The sequence below is a fragment of the Cytobacillus sp. SAFR-174 genome (genome assembly GCF_051964675.1).
Lineage (GTDB): Bacteria > Bacillota > Bacilli > Bacillales > Cytobacillaceae > Cytobacillus.
Genome location: NZ_JBQCMZ010000001.1, coordinates 383,207 through 408,311, shown reverse-complemented (window position 1 = coordinate 408,311; position 25,105 = coordinate 383,207). Strand labels below are relative to the sequence as shown.

Sequence of the window (25,105 nt, the reverse complement as noted above, 5' to 3'; positions counted from 1 at the left end):
TTTTTACATTACCCTCTTAAACATTTTCTCCATTTCATAAGTGGAATAATGAATAATGATTGGCCGTCCATGCGGGCATGTGAAGGGATCGGAGGACCTCCGCAATTCATCAAGCAGGGCCTGAATTTCATCATTGCGCAGATGCTGATTCGCTTTAATGGAAGCTTTACAGCTCATCATGATGGCTGCTTCCTCACGCAGTTTTTTAATATCGACTCTCTTCATCGCTAGGAGCTGTTCAATCATATCCTCGATGATTTCCTGTTCCTCGCCTTTTGGAAGCCATTGAGGATGGGAACGGACGATAAAGCTGTTATGTCCGAACGGTTCCAGAAATACCCCCACTTTTTCAAGCTCCGCTTTATATTCTTCGATTTTGATATAATCATCTGTTGAGTATTCAAAGGTAAGCGGAATGAGCATCTCCTGCAATTCGCTTTCAACCTGGCCGACCTTCTCCCTGAAATACTCGTACTTAATCCGCTCCTGTGCAGCGTGCTGATCAATTATATAAAGGCCCCGGTCATTCTGGGCAAAAATATACGTCCCATGCATTTGCCCAATCGGATAAAGCGGGGGCACACGCGATGGCTCCTCTACCGTGGCAGTCTCTGCGAAAAATTGTTCCATTCCTGCAGCTCTCGGCTCTTCGGACTGGAATATGTGCGGATCCGCTTGAGCCAATTCTTCTGATGAATGGTTAAAATCCATGAAAGGTGCATCCTGCAAGCCAGGAGCTTTTGCTGCTTGCGGCTGGGCAGGATGACTTTGCGAACTTTGCAGAACAGCTCTGTCCGGATACTGCCGAACAGCCTCTTCCCTCGTTTCACGTACAAAAGAAGGCACCTGCTCGCGCTGCTCCGGCAAATGATCCAGATCAAGAGCTGTCTGTTCCGACTTAGGCTTTAGGCTTTTCGGCTGTGTAAACCCGGAAGGAATCAGTTCCTCTTTTTTAAATGCTGCTTTTAATGCACCAGATACCAGATGATTTAATTCCTGTTCCTTACTTAAGCGCACCTCCATTTTCGACGGATGGACGTTCACATCGACTAGGAGCGGATCCATCTCAATGTTCAGGAGCACAATCGGATAGCGGCCGATTGGCAGCAATGTATGATACCCCTCCTGAATGGCTTTGGCCAATGAGTAATTCTTGATAAAGCGGCCGTTGATCATGGTGGAAATGTAGTTTCTTGACGCCCTTGTAATTTCCGGCAGTGCTGCATAGCCGCTGATTTTAAAATCGAGTGAGCTCGCTTCAATCTGAACCATCTTTTTCACGATATTGAGCCCATAAATAGCTGCAAGCACCTGCCGGACATCCCCGTTTCCATTCGTCTGCAGGAGCTTCCGCTCATTATGGATCAGGCGGATGGCGACCTCCGGATGGGCAAGTGCCAGCCTGTTAACCACATCTGTAATATTGCCAAGCTCTGTGTGGATTGTTTTCATATATTTGAGCCGTGCCGGGGTGTTGAAAAATAAATCCGTTACAGTGAGGTCAGTCCCTTTTCTCCCGGGTGCCTTTTCAATCACGTCCACTTTTCCGCCTTCGATAACAACGCGCGTGCCCGCATCGCCAGTGGAAGTTTTCATCTCAATTCTGGAAACAGACGCAATACTGGGCAAGGCCTCGCCGCGGAATCCGAGCGTGCGGATGCGGAAAAGGTCATTTTCGTCCTTTATTTTACTGGTAGCATGGCGATGAAAGGCATTCAGGACATCATCTTCCTCAATGCCATCCCCATTATCGATGATGCGGATTTTAGCCAGGCCGGCTTCTTCCACTTCAATTTCAATAATCGTGCTTCCGGCATCAATCGAGTTCTCCATCAATTCCTTTACCACTGATGCAGGCCGCTCCACCACCTCTCCGGCAGCAATCTTATTTGAAAGCGAATCATCCAGCTGAATGATTTTCCCCATCTCATCACCCCCTGTTTATTAATTCTTCAATTTCCTATGCAGCTCATATAATGTATTTAATGCCTGCATTGGCGTCATATCCAGGATATCGAGTGCTCTGACTTTATCAATGACCTTCTTTTCTTTAGAGCCTATTGAAGGTTTCTTCACGTCTTCAGGTTCCTCAAAGAAGGATAACTGCGCAGCAGGCTCTGCAATTTTTTCTGCAGCAGGAATCTCTTTTTTCATTGGATGAGGGTCGTTCAATTCCAGCCCTGTTAAAATTTCATTTGCCCTGACAATCAGTTCATTCGGCAGCTCAGCAAGCTGGGCAACATGGATTCCGTAACTCTTATCTGCTGCTCCTTCTTTAATTTTATGAAGAAACACAACCCGTCCATTTTGCTCGACAGCGCTGACATGGATGTTTTTCACTTTTGGCAGTTCTTCTTCAAGCACGGTCAATTCATGATAGTGGGTGGAAAACAATGTCTTCGCACCAATCCGGTTGTGTATATATTCAATGATTGCCTGCGCCAATGCCATTCCATCATAGGTGGAAGTTCCGCGCCCGATTTCATCAAATAAAATTAAGCTATTTTGCGTGGCATTCACAATCGCATTTCTCGCTTCAAGCATCTCGACCATGAACGTACTCTGGCCGGATATAAGGTCATCAGCGGCGCCGATTCTCGTAAATACCTGGTCGAAAATAGGAAGCACTGCTTCTTCAGCAGGCACATAGCATCCGATTTGCGCTAAAATCGCAGTCAGTGCGATTTGACGCATATACGTACTTTTACCGGACATATTTGGCCCGGTAATCAGCAGCATTTCCCTGTCCGCATCCATATAACAGTCATTAGGCACATATTCCTGTGCGTTCAGCACCTTTTCAACGACTGGATGGCGGCCGTCTTTGATATATACCCGTCTTTCATTTGAAAAATTTGGCTTTGTATAATGTCTCTGTTCGCTGACAGCGGCAAAGCACTGAAGAACATCCAGCTCACTAACCGTTTTCGCCAGCTTTTGCAATCTCGGAATATATTCTTTTACATATTCGCGGACATTCGTAAATAATCCATACTCGAGCTCCACACACTTTTCCTGCGCTTCCAGTATGAGTGCTTCTTTTTCCTTCAATTCGGGCGTAATAAATCGTTCCGCATTGGTAAGGGTTTGCTTGCGCTCATATTGTCCTTCCTGAAGAAGGTGCAGATTGGCGCGAGTGACTTCGATATAATAGCCAAACACACGATTAAAGCCAATTTTTAAAGATTTAATGCCCGTTTTTTCACGTTCCTGCTTCTCCAGCTGGGCAATCCAGGTCTTCCCGTTTCTGCTGGCATCGCGATATTTATCAAGCTCTTCATGATAGCCGTCCTGAATAATGTTTCCATCCTTCAAAGACAGCGGCGGATTTTCCATTATGGCGCTTTCCAAAGTATCCGTGACTTCTTCGCAGGCATCCAGGCGCTCAGCGAGCCTCACTGCTTCCTCATTCGGCAGATTTGAGACCATTTCTTTTAAAATAGGTATCTGCTGAAGAGATTTCTTGAGCTGTACAAGGTCGCGGGCATTTACATTTCCAAAAGCGACTCTTCCTGCAAGTCGTTCCAGATCATAGACTTCCTTCAGCTTTTCCCGGATTTCTTCCCGTTCAAAGTATGAGCCTATCAGCGTTTCAACCAAAGAATGGCGGCGCTTAATTTCCTGTTCATCAATAAGCGGCCGGTCGATCCATTGCTTTAATAGGCGTCCTCCCATGGCTGTCTTTGTTTCATCGAGGAGCCACAATAGCGATCCCTTCTTGCCTTTGCTGCGGATGGTCTCTGTCAGCTCAAGATTCTTTTTCGAGAAATAATCGATTTTCATATATTGATTTACTTGATAAGTCGCCACTTTTTGAAGGTGATCCAGACTTCTCTTCTGCGTGCGGTACAGGTAATTAATTAATCTGGAAGATGTTCTCCTTAGCTTGTCCTGATTTAAATCACCCAGAAGTCCTTCAAAGGAGTCCCGGACTTCGCAATCATCCTCGAATGAAATCGCCATGACAGCTCGTTCTTTCATTCTCCTCTGCCAATCCCCATCAAAGTCGGAAGAGATGACTACTTCCTTTGCTCCTGACATGGACAGCTCGTTCAAAACCTCCTCTAACCCGTTGCTTAACATCGTTACCTTCGTCTCACCTGTGGATAAATCATTGGTGGCAAATCCAAAGGTTTCATCTTCAAAAGCAGAAATTGATGCAATGTAGTTGTTTTCTTTTTCCTGAAGACCTTTGCCTTCCATCATTGTTCCAGGCGTGATAAGCTGAACGACTTCCCGCTTCACAACGCCTTTTGCCTGTTTTGGGTCTTCCGTTTGCTCGCAGATTGCTACTTTGTATCCTTTTTCAATCAATTGTTCAATATAAACCGGTGCTGAATGATATGGCACTCCGCACATGGGAATCCGTTCTTCCGTGCCTCCCTCGCGGCTCGTTAATGTGATTTCAAGCTCCTGTGATGCTTTAAGGGCATCATCAAAAAACATTTCGTAAAAGTCGCCAAGGCGAAAAAATAAAAAGGCATCCTGATATTCTGCCTTTACCCGTAAATATTGCTGTATCATAGGCGTGTAAGCTGTTGCCATAACTTCCTCCAACAATCCATAATCTTTTATTTTTTATAGTTTTGTTTTAGAGAATTCCTCTAAAAACGTCTTTATCATTATATCATAGATTTTCAGGTGACTCAGATGTGCAATATTTGCCTTGGCTATTTCTTAATAGGTTTTGATGCATAGAAACAAAACCCGTTGATTTCCGCTCCAGGCACTTGCTTTCCGCGGGGAGGAACGGGAGCCTCCTCGGCTGCGCCTATGGTGTCTCCCGCTCCCTCTCCTCCCGCAGGACATTGAATAAGCTTCCTCGGATAAACACCGCACGAAGGAAATGCGTCAGCATTTTCGAGGATCAAGTGCCCACAGCGAAGATCAACTCAGAGGCTAAACATTTTTTGCGTTTAGTGACCAACAAAAACAATCTTGCCACAATAAAACAGCAGCTCCCCAATGGAGAGCTGCCAGGATTCTTAGTTATTGATGTATTTTTCAAACACATAGCCGAAGTCTTTCACATTGTATTTCTTGCGGCTGTTCATCAGCCAGTTGAAGGCTGTTTCATTTAATACGCGGAAATTGTCCACTACGTTGGCATCCTGGTTGGATACTGAACGGCCAAGGGTGCTTGATGCCAAGCTTAGGCTCTTTTCAGCATATTCCATGGAAACTTCATTTTCGCGGCAGATTTCGGAAATGCGAATCAGGGCTTTATATAAATCTTTCAATTCTTCAATATGCTTTTTATGTACGTCGATTGAGAAGGCCTGAGATCCGATCACGAATTTGATTTCCACATCCAAATCAACTGTACCGGCTGTTTCCAGCATAACGTTTGAGATGGTGTATTCGCGGTAGCTGTAGCGCTTTAAAGAGCGTTTTTTGCTGACTGCACTGGTACCATCCAGATGAATAAGCGCCTTATTTGTAAAGCAATATTCATCGGATTTGGACTTGATCAGGAAATAGATTTTCTCATTATCTTCATGCAGGACATAATCATCTGCATCGACTTTGTCATAATCAGCCGGGTGAATGACACTTCCCACATCACTTAATCCCAGCACATCAGAAGCAACTTTTTTAAACATAAAACCTCATCCTTTCTGAATTCAGTTTACTACTTTGCTATTTTAACATATACAGGAAAACGATGGCTTTATCATTTTTAAAATTACACTGAAAGATCCCTGAAAACCGATAGCCTCATATACCCGGGGTATTCATTAATACAATCGGCCATCCATCGGGATCTTCAAACGTTAATCCGCCTCTGCCCCAGTATGGGTTTTCCGGTTCTGCTTCCAGATATGCAAGAGCAGTAAGCCTGTCGGCAATGTTATCCCTCTCCAGACGGTCTCCCACATAAAAAACTAAGAGATGCTCTTTAGTAGGCTGCGGAAGCTCCATTTTCCCCTTGGATTGAGTAAATTCCAGATGATACTGGCTGTCAGGCAGACCAAACATAATCCCATCATAGCCTTCATGGTTCCAAAATTCGCCGACTCTCTTCAGACCCAGTCCTTCTTCGTAAAAGGCAATAAGCTTATCAAGCTGATTTGTCGGACGTGCAATGCGAAATTGTACAGCCGGGATGCTCCCTTCCCATTCTTTTCTCACAATCAGTTCGTATGGATATTCCTGATGCTTAAACCTGGCATCCCTTTGTCCTGATGCGTATATTTTAACAGGAGAAATAACGGCAGCCCTTTCAGTTGGATACCAATTCCGCCCCTCCTTCACCAGGACAAAAACGCCCTTGCTGTCCCCGTAAAAGGCAAACGTCTCACTCGAATCCATTTGTTCATTTTTCAGGTACTGATCTAATTCCTGCTCCATTGCTGTAACATCATTAACAGGCAAACCAACCTCTCCGACATCGTGCCATCGGATCCCCTTCTTTCTAGTTCCCTCTAAAGGACGCTCCAGCATTTCCAGAATATTTCCGTCCGGATCGATAAAATATGCCTGCTTGCCCTTCCAGAACATGCTATACTCGCCTTTCTGATTTGGAACCAGCACACTTTCAGCCCCTAATTTCTGATACATATGATCAAAGTATTCGGCATTTGTCCGGAAACACACATGATAATAAGGAATCGCATCATCTTTTTCAAAAAGAACTTTTGTTGTGCCGGCCATTATCGTAAAATAACTCTCAGTCTCTGTCAGCAGCTCCATCTCCAGCACTTTTGTGTAAAATTCTTTCATTCTGTGCACATCATGACACTTTAAATTCACTTGAAATATTTTCATCCTCGCCTCTCCCCTTTGCATCTGATAATTCCATTCTAAGTAAATGCTATTCAAAAGGATTCAGACTAAAGATGGAAGCTGCAGTCGTTATTTCGCTTGATTTTAGAGGAGAGTATAAAAAGAAAAACTAGGAAGTAAAACCTCCTAGTTTGTCATTACTCTTCTTCAGTTCCCACAAGAAAATCCGGATTTAAATCCTCGAATTCTTCATCTTCCACGTCAAGTCCCCAAGCGTCATCATCACATTCGCACTTGTCTGGGTAGACAGCTACACACACTTTTGTTTCGCCGATTACCTCGACCATGAATTCTCTTTCCACTGTGACGATGATTTTGTTGCCGTTTGGAGAAATGACAGCTTCACAGCAGCTCGGCTGCTGCAGTACACGGGCGATGATATCATGATCATCCAAACAGTCCGGATCACGGTACTTCAACTTAATGACATCTTTATACTCAACCCGTTCGGTAACAACTTCGGTTTTTGTATTATTGTTAAAAGAGTACCAAACGTTAATGTCATAATGGCCGCAGATTTCCACTGTTTTTCCAGCTTTTTTCGCCTCGTACGTATGGTTTATGATCCAGCAGCCAAGTATGCTTGACGGATGGTGTGACGGGCAGATCGTATGATTGGACTGTGTGAATTTACGTCCTTTCGCAACGACCGCTTTCGTTATAATCTCTCTGTAATCTCCCATTGCGAGCGAACCCTCCTCATTCATTTTCAATTCATCCTATGCGGGATATTAGACTAGTGTGCGATAATTTTTATGAATGTTAGGCAAAAGTATTGGCATGATTTATAGTATGCCGGAAGCGGGCGAATGTTCCGGTCTTAACAAATCCTGACGGAGATTAAATATGTATAATGGCTGCCATAAGTAAGCGGCTTTACCCGCAAGTAGGTAAGTAATTGAAAAATGCACGTTTGTCCTATTACACCTGCGGAGACAGCTTGGCTAATGAATCAATATAATAAACTATCGATAAGGAGGTGAACAGGAATGGCAGACAAGGAGAACTCCAGCTATAAAGTTTCAATCAATGGAAAAGAGCTGACAGGGGAAGAAGCAAAACAATACGCAGAACAAATGGTTGCCAAATTTACCGAATCATTGGGCGGAATTTATACAAAAGGATTAGAAAAAATTCAGTCTGAAGAGTTAAAAGGAAATCTAATGGAAACTCTTAAGCCATTGAAAAACTTGGAAGGACTCTTCGCAAAAAATTCCTCCGGGATCGGGAATATGATTCCAGCATTAAAAAATCTGCTGCCTGTTGTGGAAACATCCGAGGATTATAAACAGGTGAAATTATCTGTAAACGGTAAAAAACTTTTGGATTTAGATCTTACCGACATGATGAAGAAAGATTCATAATCTGGACATCAGCCACTTCAATCAATTGAAGGAGGTGAAAACCATGCTATCAAGATGCTATGACGATTACGAAAATGACAATAGTGTATTGCCAAGCGGAGGAGCAGTAAATGGAGCAGACAGCGGCAACGAAGCTGAAGCTTTTACTTTCGCTGCACAGGCCAACCTTCCGCAAACAAATCTGAACGGGCAATTGCCGATTTCAGGAGGCGGATTTGCTGTCAATGCTGCACTAATCAACATTCCGATTCTTTCAGCTCAATACAATATTGCAAATGGAGGAGACTCCACAGCTATTTCTGTAAACACTACAACTCAGCAGCAAAGCAATAAAGCGTAATATAAAAATAAAGCCATTTTTCTATGCAGAGTCTTAAAATGTCCAAAAAGAAGGGAGGGAGTACCATGCTAAGTCAAAATATACAAAAGCTGGATCTGGATCCGGAAGTCCTCAAGCAGCTGGGTATTCCAAAGGAGTTTATTGATATGGCTGCAGAAGCAGGAATACCGTCCATCAATAACCATGCTGCCGGCGGAAAGGGCGGACGGGCTATTAATCTCACATATGTAGATAATTACTCGACATTGCTCCTTGTATATACTTTCCTTCTTAACTTTTTGGACAAAAAGTCTGATGATGCAGGAACTAAAATGCTAAATCAATCCTTGCTGTCGACATTAAATGCTGCGATTATTGAACAGCAGGAGTATAGAAAAGAATTTTTAAAGGCAGTAGAACTATTGCGAAACCAATAAATGGCCCCCCCACAACCCATGGCCAATACCAATTCCTCCCTTAAATATAGAGCGTAAAAAACACCCTGCACTAACTGGTGCAGGGTGTTTCAGTTTCTGTAATTAATGTGAACAGCTGCTGTTCTTGATCTTTGATCCCGTTTCGCCGCTCAGCAAATCTCCGCCCGTAGTAGTAATGACTTCGTCTGTTACTGTGTTGGAAATCGTATTTGCCACAATTTGGAGCAATTCATTAACATCCACCTGGGATTGCTTGAATTCCTGTACAACAGGAATTTCATCCAGCTGCTGCTCCAATTTGGCTATTTTTTCTTCCGTCTTCTTTAATGCTTCAGCTTTTCCATAATGCTGAAGATTAACAGCCTGCTTTTGCAGACCTTTGATGGCTGTGATGGTTGCACTAACTTTTTCATTATCATTAATCTGTGCTTCTGCACGTTTGAAAAAATCCACTTCTTCTGTCTCTGCAATCATGCGTGCCAAATCCTTTGCACGTTCAACAATTTCATTCTTTGTGTATTTAGCCATTACAGATTCACCTCTACCGCGTCTAGTTCTTCAACCATTTCTCCGTTTAAGGACCATGTCTTTGCATCCGTTACTTTTACTTTTACAATCTTGCCGATTGCTGTTTTCGGCCCCTTAAAGTTTACAAGCTTGTTCTTTCTTGTGTATCCTGCAAGAATTTCAGGATTGTTCTTGCTTTCACCTTCCACAAGAACTTCGACAGTCTGGCCTTGATATTGTTTCATTGCCTCTGCCGATAATTCATTTACTACTGCATTCAGACGCTGAAGGCGCTCTTTCTTTACTTCCATCGGTACATTATCCACCATTTTGGCAGCTGGTGTACCTTCGCGAGGTGAGTATATGAACGTATAAGCAGCTTCGAAGCCTACCTCCCTGTATAGGGAAATTGTTTCTTCAAATTGCTCTTCTGTTTCATTAGGATAGCCAACAATGATATCAGTTGTGAAAGTTGCTCCTGGAATAGCCGCTTTAATCTTGCGAACCAGCTCCAAGTATTGTTCTCTTGTATATTTACGTGCCATGATTTTCAGGACATCCGTAGAACCCGATTGAACCGGAAGGTGTATGTGTTCTACCAGATTTCCGCCTTTCGCAAGCACTTCAATCAGATGATCATCAAAGTCGCGCGGATGGCTGGTTGTAAAACGTACGCGTGGAATATCGATTTTGCGCATTTCATCCATCAAATCGCCAAGGCCATATTTCATATCCTCAAAATCTTTTCCGTATGCGTTTACGTTTTGCCCAAGGAGGGTAATTTCCTGATAGCCCTGTGCCGCTAACTGGCGAACTTCCTGAATGATGTCCTCAGGACGTCTGCTCCGCTCTTTTCCGCGTGTATAAGGAACAATGCAGTAAGTGCAGAATTTATCACAGCCGTACATAATGTTAACCCATGCTTTAATATTGCCGCGGCGCACTTTTGGAAGGTTTTCAATTACATCCCCTTCCTTAGACCATACTTCAATAACCATTTCCTTTGACATATAGGCTTCTTGAAGAATGTTAGGAAGACGGTGTATGTTGTGTGTTCCAAAAATCATATCTACCTGGTTATATGTTTTAAGAATCTTGTTAACAACCGATTCCTCCTGGGACATACATCCGCAGACCCCAATCAGAAGATCCGGTTTTTCTTTTTTTAGATGTTTAAGATGGCCCAGTTCTCCAAACACTTTATTCTCGGCATTTTCCCGGATTGCACATGTATTAAGCAAAATGACATTTGCATCTTCCACTGAGTCTGTAGGCTCATAGCCAAGACCAAGGAAAATGCCGGCCATTACTTCGGTATCATGCTCGTTCATCTGGCAGCCGTATGTGCGGATATAGAATTTGCGGCCATTTCCCATGCCATGAAACTCTTCAGGGATGTTAAAATCTTTATGATATTTCACTTCTTCTTTACCGCGTTTTTTTGCTTCCTTTAAGGAAGGTGCAGTGTAAACAGTTTCAAAGTATTTGCTGTAATCTTTTACGGATTTTTTGTCCGAAGGATTTGCTGTTTGCACTTGCTGGCTTTCTAAACGTTGTTTTTCGTTCATCATTTATCCCCTTTCTCTTTCTCCTGAGAAGCATCTATCATTAAAACTCATTTTTCAGCTAATATCATGCTGCGCAATATACATGTGCACATTATTATAGTATAAGGCTTTCTGATAGTTAAAACAATAGAAAACCGCACTCAGCCTCTTATCAGCAGCTATTACCTGTATGTACGTTCAGGGATATTTTTAATCCTGCACAATCACTAATACTAGACTAAATTTAGTATTTTGTGAGTGATAAGTGTCACATTGGATTTAAAAAAAGAAGCCCGGGTGCCCCGAGCTTCTGGTCTATTACATAAATTCAGCTGCAAGTTTATCAAAGTGAGCTTGATCAAGTTGAAGATCCGCTTGGGATAATGGAGTTTCAGAGTAACCTGAAAGCAGCTCCTGATATGACTTTCGCTCAGTGTCCTGATAGATTAGGCCAGTTACAAGACCGCTGTGCTTCATAAGAGTCTGCATAGCCATTTCGCGGCTTGAATGATCATAGCCTTCCACATCGCTAAGCTTTGTCAGGTTTTCTTTAAACCAGTCATATGTGTTTACTTTGTTGTATGTAACACATGGGCTGAACACATTAATTAAAGAGAAGCCATCATGCTTGATTCCTGCTTCGATTAACGCAGTCAGATCTTTAAGGTCGGTTGAGAAGCTCTGCGCCACGAAGGTCGCACCAGCTGTTAATGCCATTTCCATTGGAGAAATCGCCTGTTCAATTGAACCTTGCGGAGTGGACTTAGTTTTGAAGCCGGCCGCAGAACGAGGTGAAGTCTGTCCTTTTGTTAAACCATAAATTTGGTTATCCATTACGATATAAGTGATGTTCACATTACGGCGGATCGCATGGATCGTATGCCCCATACCGATCGCAAATCCATCTCCGTCACCACCGGAGGCGATAACTGTTAAATCGCGGTTAGCCATTTTAACACCCTGGGCGATCGGAAGTGAACGTCCATGAATGCCGTGGAAACCAAATGAATTGATATAACCGGAAATACGTCCGGAACAGCCGATGCCCGATACGACAGCTAAGTTCTCAGGCTCTAAACCAACGTTCGCTGCCGCACGCTGAATCGCAGCCTGCACGGAGAAGTCTCCACAGCCCGGGCACCAGTTTGGTTTTACATTATTTCGAAAGTCTTTAAATGTGGCCATTTAGAACAACTCCTTGCATTTTGTGTGAATTTCATGCGGCAAGAATGGATTTCCGTCGTACTTTAATAGCTTATATACTTTCTCAGCATGTCCGACGTTCATCTTCATGATGTTGGCTAATTGTCCTGTAGCATTGTTTTCAACTACGGCGATTTTCTTAGCTGTTTTTACAAGCGGCAATAATTCATCAGATGGGAAAGGATGAATCAGGCGAACTTGTGCATGATTTACTTTAATTCCATCCTGTTCAAGCCTGCTCATAGCTTCCTCAATTGCGCCTCTAGTAGAGTTGAAGCCAACGATCAGCAAGTCCGCTTCTTCATGTGGAGCATTCTTGTGAACAGGTGTATTGAATTTAATATTTTCAACCTTGCGGAAACGCTTATCCATTTGAGCGTTGCGGTTGGCAGCTGATTCTGAAGGTTTTCCAGTTTCATCATGCTCAACACCTGTCACATGGTGGATTCCGTTCTTCATGCCAGGAATTACACGTGGAGAAACTCCATCTTCTGTAACCTCAAAGCGCTTAAAGTAACCTTTGTTTTCGATTTCAGGAAGTTCTTCTGTAACAAGTTTTCCGCGGCGGATTTCAACTTTACTGAAATCAAGCGGCTCCACTGTCTGTTTTCCAAGAGAAAGCTGCAAATCTGATAGGATTATAACCGGGCACTGGTATTCCTCTGCCAGGTTGAAAGCTTCAGCAGTATCATAGAATGCTTCCTGTACAGTGCTTGGAGCAAGGACGATTTTTGGAATCTCGCCATGAGTTCCGTAAATCATTGCCATTAAATCAGACTGCTCCTGTTTTGTTGGAAGTCCTGTGGAAGGTCCTCCACGCTGTGTATCCACGATAACCAGAGGTGTTTCAGTTATCCCTGAAAGGCCGATTGCTTCCATCTTAAGGGAAAGCCCTGGACCAGCAGATGCTGTAAGTGAGCGGACACCAGCGTAGTTTGCACCGATTGCCATTGTAACCGCGGCAATTTCATCTTCCGTCTGGATAACAGATCCGCCAAGCGCAGGAAGCTTTTTAATCAGGTATTCCATGATTTCGGATGCAGGTGTGATTGGGTATGCGGCCATAAAGCGGCAGCCGCCTGCAAGTGCACCAAGAGCGATTGCATCGTTTCCGATCATAAATAAACGCTTCAGACCGTCAGCTTTTTCAAGCTCCATTAATTCCACATCATCGCTAAGCTTTTCTTTCATGAAATCAAAGCCTGCCTGAATGGCTTCCATGTTCTTATCGACAACCTGCTGTCCTTTTCGTCCAAAAATTTCTTGAACTACTTCTTCAAATACTTTAATATCTAGATTTAGAACTGCACATGTCGCACCGACAGCAACCATGTTTTTCATCAGGGATGTTCCCAGCTCTGTAGCAATCTCTGTAAAAGGCACTGCAAACAAAACTGCATTCGTATCTTCTGGCTGTTTAGGATCAAATTTCGCATCTGCAATCATGATCCCTTTATCGTGAAGTTCTTTGTAGTTTAAATCGATTGTTTCCTGGTCGAAAGCTACCAAAATATCTAAATCGTCTGATATAGAACGGATTTGTGACGTGCTGACGCGAATCTTGTTGTTCGTGTGCCCGCCTTTAATTCGTGATGAAAAGTGGCGGTAACCGTACAGGTAGTAGCCTAAACGATTTAGCGCAATGGAAAAAATCTCTCCGGTACTTTCAATACCTTCCCCTTGCTGTCCTCCAACTTTCCATGAAAGTTGATTGATCATCTCTTACACCCCTTTAGATACGTTAAGAAATTATGTAAAAACGCTTTATTTATATCAGTGTAGTACTTGTCCAGTCACTCCGCCATTTCAACATGCATTTTAGGCTATATTCTGGAAGATGGATGGGTACTAAACGCTTTCAATTCTAGACCTATGTGTCTAAAAAAGCAACCCTTTCCGTATATTTATCGATTAAAAGATGAATATTTTTTTATTTTTTGAAAAATGCTAAAAAGATTATTTAATTGTGGATTTTTGAGGTTCCTCACATACCTTGATATATCGTTTTTTCAACATTTTCACCTTGGAAACCTGCTATAAAAATTACGAAATAAAAATTTTTCAGCTTGTATATCAGAATAATATTTTAACAGTTCATTTATCAGGTTATCGTATTTTCTTGCATCCTCCAAATCTGTAACTTTCCCATCTGTACCATCAAAATCCGAACCAAATCCGACGTGATTCTCTCCCCCAAGTGAACATACATATTCCAGGTGCCTGAGAACATCAGTAATTGCCGCTGTTTGTTTGCCTGCTAAAAATTCAGTCACAAATGTAATGCCCATCACACTGTCCCTGTCAATCAGCGCTTCAATCTGTTCGTTCGTTAAATTGCGCGGATGCGGGCACATAGTATAGCAGTTTGAATGAGTGGCAATAGGATAGTCGGCCCATTCCATCACATCCCAGAAGCCCCGTTCAGAAAGATGGGAAACATCACACCATGCTTTACTGGCATTTAATTCATGTACCACCCCTTTGCCAAAAGAAGATAGGCCTGACCCTCTCTCCTCAAGCACTCCATCAGCTGCACAGTTGGCATAATTCCAGGTTAACCCCACTGAAGATACTCCCAGCCTGAGAAGCGTCTTCAATTTAAGCAGATCGCAGCCAACCGCGTCGCAGCCCTCCAGGGTCAGCATCGCTCCTGTTTCATCATCTTTCAGCCTGTTGATGTCCCGGGTGCTTCTAATGAGCTTTAATTTAGGATTGGGTTTAAGCACTTTCTCGTAAAAGAGATTGACCATATACAGGGCTGCGTTGAACTTCATTTCCGGATGGACGGATTCCGGAACATATATGGCAAAGCACTGAACCTTTAGGTCTGATGCCTGAAGCGCTTCCAGATTCACCTGAAGACTGCCTGAATTTTGAAAGTCAATCCTTCTGTCCATAAACATTTTATATAGAACATCACAATGTGCATCAAATATTTTCAAGCGTTCTTCCTCCCTCTTTTTCTCCATAGGATTATCTTATTAAAAAAAGAACCTGTTTGCCTATGACGCAAACAGGTTTTATTGTTTTTGTGAGAATCTATATTTTACTGACTTATGCATATGACAAAGGATGATTTCCCATTCTGAAGCTTTTGGGCTAACGCGGCTCCACAATCAGCTTAATGGCAGTCCGTTCTTCGCCGTCGATCAGGATATCCGTGAATGCAGGGATACAAATTAAATCCACTCCGCTAGGCGCTACGAATCCTCTTGCGATCGCTACTGCCTTAACAGCCTGGTTCAATGCACCCGCACCAATTGCCTGGATTTCCGCATTTCCTCTTTCGCGAAGAACTCCAGCAAGCGCACCAGCTACAGAATTAGGATTAGATTTTGCTGAAACTTTTAATATTTCCATTCCTAGCTCCTCCTCGTTTTACCCCTCCTGTATGCCTTGCTCAAAGCGCAGATTTAACCTTCTGTAATGGCCGAATGCCTTCAGTCAGGCCATTTCTTTCCGTTCATACACCAACCGCTTTGATGGAATTTAGCACCAGGTCTATATATCATTCCATTGCTACTATATTCAGATTGGAATTCACATATTCCGGCTTGGACAAAAAAAGCAGGGTTTCACGCTGATTTTCTTCAGGATTTCTTTCTTGTTCAATGAAAACGCACCTGAAGTCTTGTTTCTGCTAATACAAAAAGACTGCAATCCGGCCATCCGGATGCAGTCTTTTATCAGTTTATGAGTAAAAAGGATGGTCATCATTAATTAGGATCCGGTCAATTTTTTTGGCCAATCCTGTTCTAGGGTTTAGTTCAATGACCGCTGCGCTTAACTGGTTCCTGCCTTCTTTCGGAACTTCAAATCGAACCGGGAGCCCTGAGATAAACCTTTTGATCACTGCTTCTTTTTCCACACCAAGGATACCGTCATAAGGGCCTGTCATCCCGACATCAGACATAAAGGCCGTACCGCCAGGCAAAATGCGGTTATCGGCTGTCTGCACGTGGGTGTGCGTACCTACGACTGCTGATACTTTTCCATCCAAGTACCAGCCCATAGCCTGCTTTTCGCTTGTTGCTTCTGCATGGAAATCAACAAAAATAAATGGAGTCCTTTCCCGGGCTTCTTTTATCAGTTCATCTGCCTTTTGGAAAGGGCAGTCACTTGTATTCATAAAAGTCCTGCCCTGAAGGCTGATAACTGCTACTTCCTCAGTATTAAACTTCAAAAAAACCATGCCTTTTCCAGGATTGTTAGAAGGAAAATTAGCCGGACGAACCATATATTTCGCGCGGTCAATAAATTCAAAAATTTCCCGGTTATCCCATGTATGATTCCCGAGTGTCACCGCCTGTGCACCAGCCTCAAGAAATCCCCGATAAATCTTTTCCGTAATTCCTTTCCCTCCTGCTGCATTTTCCCCATTAATAATCGTGATATGCGGCCGGTATTTTTCTTTAAGCTTTGGTACATATTCAGTGATCATATCCCGCCCCTGGGATCCCACCACATCTCCGACAAACAATATATTCATGTCATATCCCTTTCTGTTTTTAAAGATATATGTATGCTTTTTCAGTCCTTTTTATTAGTGTAACACAGTTTCCTGCCCCAATTTAAAGCACACCCTGAAAAAGAAATAAAGCGATGCATGTGCATCGCTTTATTTTGCATATTCAACGGCCCTTGTTTCACGGATAACCGTGACCTTGATGTGGCCTGGATAATCAAGTTCTTCTTCAATCTTCTTACGGATATCCCTTGCCAAACGATGAGCTTCAAGGTCATCAATTTGTTCAGGCTTAACCATAATGCGGATTTCGCGTCCAGCTTGAATGGCGAATGATTTTTCAACACCATCATAGGATTCAGAAATCTCTTCAAGCTTTTCAAGACGGCGAATATAGTTCTCAAGCGTCTCTCTTCTTGCTCCAGGTCTTGCTGCTGATAAAGCATCAGCTGCAGCGACAAGTACGGCAATGATTGATGTTGGCTCTGTGTCACCATGGTGGGAAGCGATACTGTTTATAACAACAGGATGCTCCTTATACTTAGTGGCAAGCTCCACACCGATTTCAACATGGCTTCCTTCCACCTCATGATCGATTGCTTTACCAATATCATGAAGCAATCCTGCCCGGCGTGCCAATGTTTCGTCCTGTCCCAATTCGGCAGCCAGCAATCCTGATAGCTGAGCCACTTCCATTGAATGCTTTAACACATTCTGGCCGTAGCTTGTACGGAATTTTAATCGGCCAAGAATTTTGATTAAATCTGGATGCAGGCCGTGAACACCAACCTCAAAAGTGGTTTGTTCTCCGATTTCGCGGATGTGTTCATCCACTTCACGGCGGGCCTTATCAACCATTTCCTCAATCCGAGCTGGATGGATGCGGCCGTCCTGAACCAATTTGTCTAAAGCTAAGCGTGCAGTCTCACGGCGAATTGGATCAAAACCGGATAAAATAACCGCTTCCGGCGTATCATCGATAATGAGATCAATTCCGGTCAGAGTTTCCAGAGTACGGATATTACGGCCTTCACGGCCAATAATGCGCCCTTTCATCTCATCATTTGGCAGGTTGACAACTGATACAGTAGTTTCTGCTACATGATCAGCTGCACATCTTTGGATAGCCAGTGACAGGATTTCCTTCGCTTTCTTATCCGCGTCCTCTTTTGCTCTGGTTTCGCTCTCTTTTACCATAATGGCGACATCGTGAGCCACTTCCTGCTCCGTGCGCTCTAAAATGATGGACTTTGCCTCTTCACGAGTCAAGCCTGAGATGCGTTCCAGCTCAGCTTGCTGCTCTTTAATCATCACTTCCACTTTGCTTTCCATCTCTTCAATATGCTGTTGTCTTTTGCTAAGAGAATCGTCCCTCTTTTCTAAAAGCGCTTCACGTTTATCTAACGTTTCATCTTTGCGATCAAGGTTCTCTTCTTTTTGCATTAAGCGATTTTCTTGTTTTTGCAGTTCATTTCTTCGATCACGAACTTCACCTTCCGCATCTGTGCGGAGCTTGTGAATTTCATCTTTCGCTTCAAGCAGGGCTTCCTTCTTCGTAGCCTCAGCTTCTCGCTTTGCGTCTTCCAAAATCTGCTCAGCAGCATCTTTAGCTCCTGCAATTTTAGCTTCGGCAATTGATTTGCGAACAAAATAGCCAACAAAAGCACCGACGATTAGGCCAAGCAAAATGGAGATGATTGCTGTTACTAGATCCATCATTTCACCTCCTCTTGCTATGAACTTGTTTGTGTTACGTTTTTTAAAGTGTTGGCATGTACATTGTCCAATTCAATATACAGCACTAAGGCTTTTAAACGTTTCAATCTTCAAAAAGCACTGGGCATCCATCAGACGGCTGGCAGTTTATTAACGTATGAAAAGCCAATGGAGCCTGCAGCCAGACAAAGTCTGACTCAATAAGAATTTCTTTACATATAAAATGTAAAATATACATTTTTAATTGTAAAGCTGTGGAATTTTATTGTCAAGGGGTTGTCTTAAAGGCTTTTCTTAATATTTCGATTGGTTTGAACACTTTTGAAGAAAAAAAGCAAAGCCACTCAGGACTTTGCTTTTCCTTAGTATTAATCGATCAGCTCGAATTCTTCCTGCTCTTCGTCTCCGCTGGCTACTTTTTCTTCATCAAGTCCATAATGTTCGCGGATTTGTTTTTGGATAGTCAGGCGGATTTCAGGGTTTTCCTTTAGGAATACTTTGGCGTTTTCACGGCCTTGCCCCAGGCGCTCCTCGTTGAATGAGTACCATGAACCGCTCTTTTGGACAATATCCAGCTCAGAGCCAAGATCGATGATTTCACCTTCCTTGGAGATTCCTTCACCATACATGATGTCAACTTCCGCCACTCGGAATGGAGGAGCGACTTTATTTTTGACAACTTTAATCTTTGTCTTATTACCGACCATTTCATTACCTTGTTTAAGAGTTTCTGCACGGCGCACTTCAAGGCGGATGGAAGAGTAGAACTTCAACGCGCGTCCCCCTGGAGTCGTCTCAGGGTTTCCAAACATAATTCCGATTTTTTCACGGATTTGGTTTATGAAAATCGCGATTGTCTTTGATTTGTTGATTGCGCCTGATAGCTTACGAAGTGCCTGTGACATAAGGCGGGCCTGCAGACCCACATGGGAGTCACCCATTTCTCCTTCAATTTCAGCCTTGGGAACAAGGGCTGCCACAGAGTCAACTACAAGAATATCAATAGCACCGCTTCGAACAAGGGCTTCTGCAATTTCAAGCGCCTGCTCCCCGGTATCCGGCTGGGAAAGAAGAAGCTCGTCAATATTAACACCAAGTTTTTGTGCATAAACAGGGTCTAAAGCGTGTTCGGCATCGATAAACGCTGCTTGTCCTCCGCTTGCCTGAACTTCTGCAATAGCGTGCAGGGCTACTGTTGTTTTACCTGAGCTCTCCGGGCCATAGACTTCAATAATACGTCCTCTTGGATAGCCGCCTACCCCAAGAGCTGAATCGAGTGCAAGAGATCCGCTTGGTACAGTGGAAATTCTGCGGTCAGTCTGTTCCCCGAGCTTCATGATAGAACCTTTACCAAATTGCTTTTCTATTTGTTTTAACGCCATTTCAAGAGCTGCTTGACGATCACTCACTAATAGTTCCTCCTTTTATATAGACGAATCTGTCTTTTGATTAGATTCGTTTTGTCTCATCTCAAAACCTAACTCTACTATAAACCTTTTCAATGCATTTGTCGAGCAAAAAGTCGAACATCCATTCGATTTTTTTCTCTTGCACATTATGCCCGAAAATATCAGGAGTGCCGGGGAAAGTGAGGTTTTTCAGGGGTCAATCAGTAGTTGAAATCGCATTTCGGCAAGAAGTCTGTCTTTTGTTTTGGCTACTAAAAACTCAGAACACATTTTCAGGCGTTCTGAGTTTCTTTTAAGGCTTTAATAAGGAAATGGCAGCCGTATTTTACTGTACGAACCCGATTGGCTGCCCTGGTTCCTCCAAGGTTCAGCTTTTCGGTCTGGACCGGCCTTCCTTTAATCCAGATGCCTATATATACTGTTCCGACAGGGTTGCCTTCCAATTCATCCGGGCCGGCAACACCTGTGAAGCTGATTCCGATATCGGCATTTGTAAGGCTTGCGACATTCTCAGCAAGCTCGGCGGCACACTGTGCACTGACGACCCCGTCGTTATCAATCGTTTCTTTGCGGACTTTTAATACTTCAGCCTTAACTTCGTTTGTGTAGCAGACCACTCCGCCCTTTAAAAGTCCGCCGGCTCCCGGAATGGATGTAAACACCTCCTGGAACATGCCGCCTGTTAAGCTCTCCGCTGCGGAAATAGTCATGCTGCTCTCCTTAATCAGCTTGGTTAGCTCATACATCAGGGAAGTATCATCATAGCCGTAGAAGTATTCGCCGACACGATCGAGGATTTTATTTTCCGCTTCATCAATCAGCATCATGGCCGTGTTAGGCTGACTATGCTTTGCTGTGAGCCTCAGAGTAACTTCCCCATCAGATGCAAGCGGGGCAATGGTTGGATTGCTCTGAGCATCGATAATATCTTCAATCTCCGTTTCCAGCATGGCTTCTCCAATCCCGAAGAAGTGCAGCACCCGGGAAACAATCACATCATCGGTGCCCAGCTTGGATTGCAGGGCAGGAAAGGCATGTTTGAGGAACATCGGCTCCATCTCGTTTGGCGGTCCCGGAAGAAGCATGAAAACATGCCGGCCATTATCGGCAATCATTCCGGGTGCCATTCCATGCTCGTTAGGAAGCACCTGTGCATCCTCAAGAACCAGGGCCTGTTTTTTATTATTCTCAGTCATCTCTCTGTTGGTGCGTTTAAAATAAAGCTGTATAGATTCCAGCGCCTGTTCGTCCATGACGAGCTCTTTGCCAAGATGGCGGGCAATCGTTTCTTTTGTTAAATCATCCTTGGTCGGTCCCAGGCCGCCCGTGAAGACGATCAGGTCAGAACGGCTTTCGGCTATTTTAATCACCGATCTCAGGCGCTCTGGGTTATCTCCAACCACTGTATGGTAAAAAACGTTAATGCCCAGTTCAGCAAGCTGCCGGGAAAGAAAGCGGGCATTTGTATTAACGATTTGTCCAAGTAAAAGCTCAGACCCGACAGCAATAATTTCAGCATTCATTCAAAAGCCCCCTTCCAGGTAAAGTAATTTATTTTGAGTGTATGAAGGCCTGCTTGTTTTTAGCAAAGTAGTCCCAGCCGGACCAGATTGTAAAGAACATCGCAACCCACAGGGCAATCAGATCAAAGCGGATTGAAACCATTTCAAAAATAATATTATGTAAAAGCAGTGCAGAAATGGCCACAATTTGGGCCCATGTTTTAATTTTGCCAAGCTGATTAGCTGCGACTACTTCTCCTTCCCCTGCCAGAACAAGCCTTAAACCTGTTACAGCAAATTCCCGGCTGATTATAATAATGACAATCCATGATGGAGCAAGGTTAAGATCAACCAGCACAATTAATGCTGCAGAGACGAGAAGCTTGTCTGCAAGCGGATCAAGAAACTTGCCCAGGTTTGTAACCAGATTGTATTTGCGGGCAAAGTAGCCGTCGACCCAATCGGTAACCGAAGCAATAATAAAAATAAGAGCTCCAATCAGATGGGTAACGGGCATTTCAGCTCCTAACAACTCTATGTTTCCCCATGAAAAAGGGACGAGCATGATGAGCAGAAATATTGGTATCAAAAAGATACGGGAGACTGTAATTTTATTTGGCAGATTCATGTTTTACCTCCAAGTATATTAAATGAAGCTATTTACAGAAAAAGTCTAAGACATTTGCTGCAATCCTTTTACTGATAATTTTTACATAAAAAGCGAAAATAGTCATCTAAAGATGACTATTCGGTCTTCGGCGCGTACTTTATCGTTATATCCTGCTTGACGGATTGTGAAGGCGGCACTTTGTACTCAATTTTTTCGCCGTTTACATAGATTTCAGTTTGAGTCGAATTTCCGACTACAATGGAAGCTTCCGTTTCTTTTGAAAAGTCTACCTTCTGGCTTTTCGTGCCATCCGCAGTCAGCATTCCCTGGAAGAGGGAATCCCCTTTGCCGTTCTTAATATTCACCCAAGTTTCTCCTGTAGACAAAACTTCCAGTTCAAACTTGTCCGCATTTTTCAATTCATAAACCGTTCCATTTCCACTGGATTGAACAACAGCAACCTCCTGCTTTGGCTTTTCCTCGGCTTCCTGGTCCTTGTCATTTTCCTCAGCAGCATCTTTGTCAGCAGATTCTTCTTTCTTTCCTGCTGGTTCATCTTTTTTATTTTCGGCGAGGTTTTCAGACTCTTCTATAACTGTCTGTTCATCAGTCAGATCTGAGGGCTTCTCTTCATTATCCGCCTGATCTTTGGCCCCGAGAAAATTGTATAGGACTGCAATGAGGCCAACAATGAATACGCCAATGAGAACCTTTGGAAGAATATCAAATACTTTTGAAGTCCTGCCGGAAAGATCTTTCCTGGACTGAACGCGCGATAGCTTTTCTGGAATATCATCATTCACTTGTGCCGGAATATCATCTTTAAACTGTTCGAAAATTTCTTCCGGTTCAATTCCAACCGCTTCAGCATACTGTTTTATAAATGCCCTGACATAAAACTTACCGGGCATCATGCTATAATCGCCCTCTTCAATTCCCGCCAAATAGCGTTTTTGTATTTTTGTGACCTTCTGCAGATCGTCAAGGCTCATATCTTTAGCCAGCCGCGCTTCTTTTAATCGATTGCCTAGTTCTGTCAATTTACAACACCTTCCAACTTACTAAAAATCAAAGCCTCCAAAGTCAGATTCAGAGAACATATTGTTCTTCTCCACCACATCATATGTTATCTCTTCATCATGGTCGTGACGAAGCTCAATAATATAATCAAAATCATTAAGAGAGTATTCAGTATTTTGCACAAAAATATCGGGATGCTCTACTACCTTGACTGCCGGGAGGCGCATAATTTCCCGGACGAGCTGCCAGTGCCGTTCGTTGGCACGTCTGGTTGAGACAATTCCGTCTATTATGAACAAATTGTCTTCATTATATTCATCCTCAATCAGCTGATTTCGTATCGTCTGCTTTAGCAGCGTGGATGAAACAAATAGCCAGCGTTTGTTCGCACAGACACTTGAAGCAACTATGGATTCTGTTTTTCCAACCCTTGGCATTCCCCTGATCCCTATTAGCTTGTGCCCTTCCTGTTTAAATAATTCGGCCATGAAATCAACCAAGAGCCCAAGCTCGTCCCTGACGAACCTGAACGTTTTCTTATCGTCGGCATCCCTTTGTATATATCTTCCATGGCGCACGGCCAGTCGGTCCCGGAGCTTAGGCTCCCGGAGCTTAATCACTTTAATCGTGTCCATCGTATTAAGAATGGACTTTAGGCGTTCAATCTGTTCATGGTCTTTAGCCAAAATCAGCAAGCCTCTGCGGCCTTCATCCACGCCATTGATCGTGACAATATTAATGGAAAGCATACCCAGCAGGGAAGAAATGTCACCAAGCAAGCCGGGACGATTCTTTTGGATTTCATATTCCAAATACCATTCTGTTTTCTCCACCGGAAAACCTCCTCTTGCATGATGCGCATGTATTTGCGCATTTTATATATATATGCAACTCTTTTTGGTATGTAAAATTTTATTAAACTTATCCTAAATTTTCATCTAGGTTCTATAATATATGATTTTTTGCCAATATGAAAGGAAAAACCCGTTTGGCCGGAAAGGAAATGTTTTTGGGGAAAAGCAAAAAGAGAGGCAATCCTCTCTTTTTGCTGATTACTATTATTTTCTTAGCGGGTACCGTCGTTCTGAACAAGCTTTACCATCATATTGGCAATGGCATGCTGCTCATCAGGGCTTGCTACAGACCAGAGGTCAGCCAGGATTTTTTCCTGGTCATTCTTTGGCTCCACTTGCTTGGCTAAATAATCGCCGATTTGATAAGCAAAGTCATTTACTGTTTCCTTATTCATTCCCTGGTCCATTCCCTGATGAAGACGATCGCCAAGGAAATCTTTCCATTGCTGCCAGTTATCTAGTACAGACATAATTTTGCCTCCTTTAAATGTTGTACAATTATATTGTGCTTAGGGGCTGAATAAAATATGCATGCACTTAGACATGACTCAAAAAAATATGTGACACTTCTTTGAACGATCTGCAGTTACGTATACCAGCCGCCATTCACTGCCATAACCTGCCCGGTAATATACGATGCCTTTTCCGAAAGAAGAAAGGAAATGGCGTTGGCTATGTCAGCCGGCAAGGCAAGCCTGCCCATAGGAATTTCACTTTTCACATCATTAAGCTCTTCTTCTGTAAAGTCCTTCAGCATGGCCGTCTCAACTGCACCCGGGGCAATAGCATTAACCCTTACCCCGTTAAGGGCAACTTCCTTGCTTAAAGCCTTTGCAAAAGCAATTTGTGCACCCTTTGCAGCCGAGTATGCAACTTCACAAGCGGCACCCGTCTGCCCCCATATCGAAGAAACCACTATAATGTTCCCGCTCGCCTTTGTTAAAAGTTTCGGCAGAAGCTCTTTCGTCAGGAGAAGCGGCGAGGTCACATGGAGGTTCATCAGAGCTTCCATTTCCGTTTGCTGTATTTCAGTAAGAAGTCCATATTGAGCTGTTCCGCTATTATGAATAATGGCATCAAGTGAAAATATGTCAGGAATAATTTTTTTATACCCGCCTGGTACAGACAAGTCTGCCTGGATCGGAATATATTCTCCGCCAAACCTTTGCAGGCGGTCCAGAAGCCTGGTAATGCCATCCCTATTATGATTGTAATGCAAATAAAGCGAATAGCCTTCTTCTGCCAGTTTGACGCTGACTGCCTGGCCGATTCCTCCGCTCGCTCCAGTTATTAATGCAAATTTCTTCATTTCATATCCTCCCGAAAAAAGCAAAGCGCCATTTAATGGCGCTCTGCTGAAACTGCT

23 protein-coding genes and 1 pseudogene are annotated in these 25,105 nt (G+C 43.4%); 3 read left to right on the top strand and 21 right to left on the bottom strand.

Going from position 1 to position 25,105, the window contains the following annotated elements; translation table 11 throughout:
• Positions 1–3: 3 nt before the first annotated feature.
• The 6 genes and pseudogenes from mutL to ACTHRG_RS01975 all read right to left on the bottom strand — a co-directional run bounded on the left by mutL (position 4) and on the right by ACTHRG_RS01975 (position 7,469).
• Positions 4–1,926 (bottom strand): DNA mismatch repair endonuclease MutL, encoded by a 1,923-nt coding sequence (mutL, locus tag ACTHRG_RS02000; RefSeq protein WP_440230450.1) that lies wholly within the window; start codon positions 1,924–1,926, stop codon positions 4–6.
• An 18-nt stretch (positions 1,927–1,944) separates the two neighbouring features.
• Positions 1,945–4,545, bottom strand: a complete 2,601-nt coding sequence (gene mutS, locus ACTHRG_RS01995) for a DNA mismatch repair protein MutS (RefSeq protein ID WP_440230449.1) — start codon at positions 4,543–4,545, stop codon at positions 1,945–1,947.
• A 440-nt stretch (positions 4,546–4,985) separates the two neighbouring features.
• Positions 4,986–5,603, bottom strand: coding sequence for a PH domain-containing protein (locus ACTHRG_RS01990; RefSeq protein ID WP_440230448.1), 618 nt, complete (start codon positions 5,601–5,603; stop codon positions 4,986–4,988).
• A gap of 115 nt (positions 5,604–5,718) precedes the next feature.
• Positions 5,719–6,108 (bottom strand): VOC family protein, encoded by a 390-nt coding sequence (locus ACTHRG_RS01985; RefSeq protein ID WP_440230474.1) that lies wholly within the window; start codon positions 6,106–6,108, stop codon positions 5,719–5,721.
• Positions 6,109–6,453: 345 nt separating this feature from the next.
• Positions 6,454–6,768, bottom strand: a pseudogene (locus tag ACTHRG_RS01980) (VOC family protein); the annotation flags it as partial.
• Positions 6,769–6,923: 155 nt separating this feature from the next.
• On the bottom strand, positions 6,924–7,469 hold the full coding sequence (locus ACTHRG_RS01975; protein WP_048008951.1) for an outer spore coat protein CotE: 546 nt from the start codon (positions 7,467–7,469) through the stop codon (positions 6,924–6,926).
• Positions 7,470–7,775: 306 nt separating this feature from the next.
• On the opposite strand from ACTHRG_RS01975, the gene ACTHRG_RS01970 reads away from it, so the two are divergent.
• The 3 genes from ACTHRG_RS01970 to ACTHRG_RS01960 all read left to right on the top strand — a co-directional run bounded on the left by ACTHRG_RS01970 (position 7,776) and on the right by ACTHRG_RS01960 (position 8,906).
• Positions 7,776–8,150: a hypothetical protein gene (locus tag ACTHRG_RS01970; protein ID WP_440230447.1), complete on the top strand. Its 375-nt coding sequence runs from the start codon at positions 7,776–7,778 to the stop codon at positions 8,148–8,150.
• A gap of 43 nt (positions 8,151–8,193) precedes the next feature.
• Positions 8,194–8,490, top strand: a complete 297-nt coding sequence (locus ACTHRG_RS01965) for a hypothetical protein (protein WP_335691380.1) — start codon at positions 8,194–8,196, stop codon at positions 8,488–8,490.
• Between the two features lie 65 nt (positions 8,491–8,555).
• The gene (locus ACTHRG_RS01960) at positions 8,556–8,906 is read left to right on the top strand and encodes a hypothetical protein (protein WP_076255900.1); all 351 of its coding nucleotides are present in this window, start codon (positions 8,556–8,558) and stop codon (positions 8,904–8,906) included.
• Positions 8,907–9,008: 102 nt separating this feature from the next.
• Here ACTHRG_RS01960 and ACTHRG_RS01955 read toward each other — a convergent pair whose 3' ends face one another.
• From ACTHRG_RS01955 to ymfI, 15 genes are all read right to left on the bottom strand, one after another.
• The gene (locus ACTHRG_RS01955; protein ID WP_048008955.1) at positions 9,009–9,434 is read right to left on the bottom strand and encodes a RicAFT regulatory complex protein RicA family protein; all 426 of its coding nucleotides are present in this window, start codon (positions 9,432–9,434) and stop codon (positions 9,009–9,011) included.
• Positions 9,434–10,984, bottom strand: a complete 1,551-nt coding sequence (gene miaB / locus ACTHRG_RS01950; RefSeq protein WP_440230446.1) for a tRNA (N6-isopentenyl adenosine(37)-C2)-methylthiotransferase MiaB — start codon at positions 10,982–10,984, stop codon at positions 9,434–9,436. The genes ACTHRG_RS01955 and miaB overlap by 1 nt, the downstream gene beginning before the upstream one ends.
• Positions 10,985–11,278: 294 nt before the next feature.
• Positions 11,279–12,145 carry a 2-oxoacid:ferredoxin oxidoreductase subunit beta gene (locus tag ACTHRG_RS01945; protein WP_076255897.1) on the bottom strand — a complete coding sequence of 289 codons (867 nt, stop codon included), beginning with the start codon at positions 12,143–12,145 and terminating at the stop codon, positions 11,279–11,281.
• On the bottom strand, positions 12,146–13,882 hold the full coding sequence (locus ACTHRG_RS01940; RefSeq protein WP_076255895.1) for a 2-oxoacid:acceptor oxidoreductase subunit alpha: 1,737 nt from the start codon (positions 13,880–13,882) through the stop codon (positions 12,146–12,148). It abuts the gene before it with no gap.
• Between the two features lie 299 nt (positions 13,883–14,181).
• Positions 14,182–15,132 (bottom strand): dipeptidase, encoded by a 951-nt coding sequence (locus tag ACTHRG_RS01935; protein ID WP_440230445.1) that lies wholly within the window; start codon positions 15,130–15,132, stop codon positions 14,182–14,184.
• A 130-nt stretch (positions 15,133–15,262) separates the two neighbouring features.
• Positions 15,263–15,523, bottom strand: coding sequence for a stage V sporulation protein SpoVS (gene spoVS / locus ACTHRG_RS01930; RefSeq protein WP_009330666.1), 261 nt, complete (start codon positions 15,521–15,523; stop codon positions 15,263–15,265).
• A 331-nt stretch (positions 15,524–15,854) separates the two neighbouring features.
• A complete protein-coding gene (locus tag ACTHRG_RS01925; RefSeq protein WP_440230444.1) occupies positions 15,855–16,652 on the bottom strand; it encodes a TIGR00282 family metallophosphoesterase in 798 nt (265 codons plus the stop codon).
• A gap of 129 nt (positions 16,653–16,781) precedes the next feature.
• Positions 16,782–18,347, bottom strand: coding sequence for a ribonuclease Y (gene rny / locus ACTHRG_RS01920; protein ID WP_386850996.1), 1,566 nt, complete (start codon positions 18,345–18,347; stop codon positions 16,782–16,784).
• A 365-nt stretch (positions 18,348–18,712) separates the two neighbouring features.
• A complete protein-coding gene (gene recA, locus ACTHRG_RS01915) occupies positions 18,713–19,753 on the bottom strand; it encodes a recombinase RecA (RefSeq protein WP_076255890.1) in 1,041 nt (346 codons plus the stop codon).
• A gap of 272 nt (positions 19,754–20,025) precedes the next feature.
• Positions 20,026–21,276: a competence/damage-inducible protein A gene (locus tag ACTHRG_RS01910; RefSeq protein WP_440230443.1), complete on the bottom strand. Its 1,251-nt coding sequence runs from the start codon at positions 21,274–21,276 to the stop codon at positions 20,026–20,028.
• A 28-nt stretch (positions 21,277–21,304) separates the two neighbouring features.
• On the bottom strand, positions 21,305–21,883 hold the full coding sequence (gene pgsA / locus ACTHRG_RS01905; RefSeq protein WP_076255887.1) for a CDP-diacylglycerol--glycerol-3-phosphate 3-phosphatidyltransferase: 579 nt from the start codon (positions 21,881–21,883) through the stop codon (positions 21,305–21,307).
• Between the two features lie 116 nt (positions 21,884–21,999).
• On the bottom strand, positions 22,000–22,905 hold the full coding sequence (locus tag ACTHRG_RS01900; RefSeq protein WP_440230442.1) for a helix-turn-helix domain-containing protein: 906 nt from the start codon (positions 22,903–22,905) through the stop codon (positions 22,000–22,002).
• Positions 22,906–22,926: 21 nt separating this feature from the next.
• Entirely contained in the window at positions 22,927–23,718 is a 792-nt protein-coding gene (locus tag ACTHRG_RS01895; RefSeq protein ID WP_035330727.1) for a YmfK family protein, read from the bottom strand.
• Positions 23,719–23,951: 233 nt separating this feature from the next.
• On the bottom strand, positions 23,952–24,209 hold the full coding sequence (locus ACTHRG_RS01890; protein ID WP_076255883.1) for a DUF3243 domain-containing protein: 258 nt from the start codon (positions 24,207–24,209) through the stop codon (positions 23,952–23,954).
• Between the two features lie 116 nt (positions 24,210–24,325).
• Positions 24,326–25,048, bottom strand: coding sequence for an elongation factor P 5-aminopentanone reductase (ymfI, locus tag ACTHRG_RS01885; RefSeq protein WP_440230441.1), 723 nt, complete (start codon positions 25,046–25,048; stop codon positions 24,326–24,328).
• Between the last annotated feature and the right edge of the window lie 57 nt (positions 25,049–25,105).

Excerpts from the sequence above, each read along its gene's own strand:
- miaB (WP_440230446.1), bottom strand. The coding sequence starts at position 10,984 with ATGATGAACGAAAAACAACGTTTAGAAAGCCAGCAAGTGCAAACAGCA.
- ACTHRG_RS01955 (WP_048008955.1), bottom strand. The coding sequence starts at position 9,434 with ATGGCTAAATACACAAAGAATGAAATTGTTGAACGTGCAAAGGATTTG.
- ACTHRG_RS01935 (WP_440230445.1), bottom strand. The coding sequence starts at position 15,132 with ATGGAGAAAAAGAGGGAGGAAGAACGCTTGAAAATATTTGATGCACAT.
- mutL (WP_440230450.1), bottom strand. The coding sequence starts at position 1,926 with ATGGGGAAAATCATTCAGCTGGATGATTCGCTTTCAAATAAGATTGCT.
- rny (WP_386850996.1), bottom strand. The coding sequence starts at position 18,347 with ATGATGGATCTAGTAACAGCAATCATCTCCATTTTGCTTGGCCTAATC.
- ACTHRG_RS01970 (WP_440230447.1), top strand. The coding sequence starts at position 7,776 with ATGGCAGACAAGGAGAACTCCAGCTATAAAGTTTCAATCAATGGAAAA.
- pgsA (WP_076255887.1), bottom strand. The coding sequence starts at position 21,883 with ATGAATCTGCCAAATAAAATTACAGTCTCCCGTATCTTTTTGATACCA.
- ACTHRG_RS01965 (WP_335691380.1), top strand. The coding sequence starts at position 8,194 with ATGCTATCAAGATGCTATGACGATTACGAAAATGACAATAGTGTATTG.
- ACTHRG_RS01890 (WP_076255883.1), bottom strand. The coding sequence starts at position 24,209 with ATGTCTGTACTAGATAACTGGCAGCAATGGAAAGATTTCCTTGGCGAT.
- ACTHRG_RS01940 (WP_076255895.1), bottom strand. The coding sequence starts at position 13,882 with ATGATCAATCAACTTTCATGGAAAGTTGGAGGACAGCAAGGGGAAGGT.
- ACTHRG_RS01945 (WP_076255897.1), bottom strand. The coding sequence starts at position 12,145 with ATGGCCACATTTAAAGACTTTCGAAATAATGTAAAACCAAACTGGTGC.
- ACTHRG_RS01975 (WP_048008951.1), bottom strand. The coding sequence starts at position 7,469 with ATGGGAGATTACAGAGAGATTATAACGAAAGCGGTCGTTGCGAAAGGA.
- spoVS (WP_009330666.1), bottom strand. The coding sequence starts at position 15,523 with ATGGAAATATTAAAAGTTTCAGCAAAATCTAATCCTAATTCTGTAGCT.
- ACTHRG_RS01990 (WP_440230448.1), bottom strand. The coding sequence starts at position 5,603 with ATGTTTAAAAAAGTTGCTTCTGATGTGCTGGGATTAAGTGATGTGGGA.
- mutS (WP_440230449.1), bottom strand. The coding sequence starts at position 4,545 with ATGGCAACAGCTTACACGCCTATGATACAGCAATATTTACGGGTAAAG.
- ACTHRG_RS01960 (WP_076255900.1), top strand. The coding sequence starts at position 8,556 with ATGCTAAGTCAAAATATACAAAAGCTGGATCTGGATCCGGAAGTCCTC.
- ACTHRG_RS01925 (WP_440230444.1), bottom strand. The coding sequence starts at position 16,652 with ATGAATATATTGTTTGTCGGAGATGTGGTGGGATCCCAGGGGCGGGAT.
- ymfI (WP_440230441.1), bottom strand. The coding sequence starts at position 25,048 with ATGAAGAAATTTGCATTAATAACTGGAGCGAGCGGAGGAATCGGCCAG.
- ACTHRG_RS01910 (WP_440230443.1), bottom strand. The coding sequence starts at position 21,276 with ATGAATGCTGAAATTATTGCTGTCGGGTCTGAGCTTTTACTTGGACAA.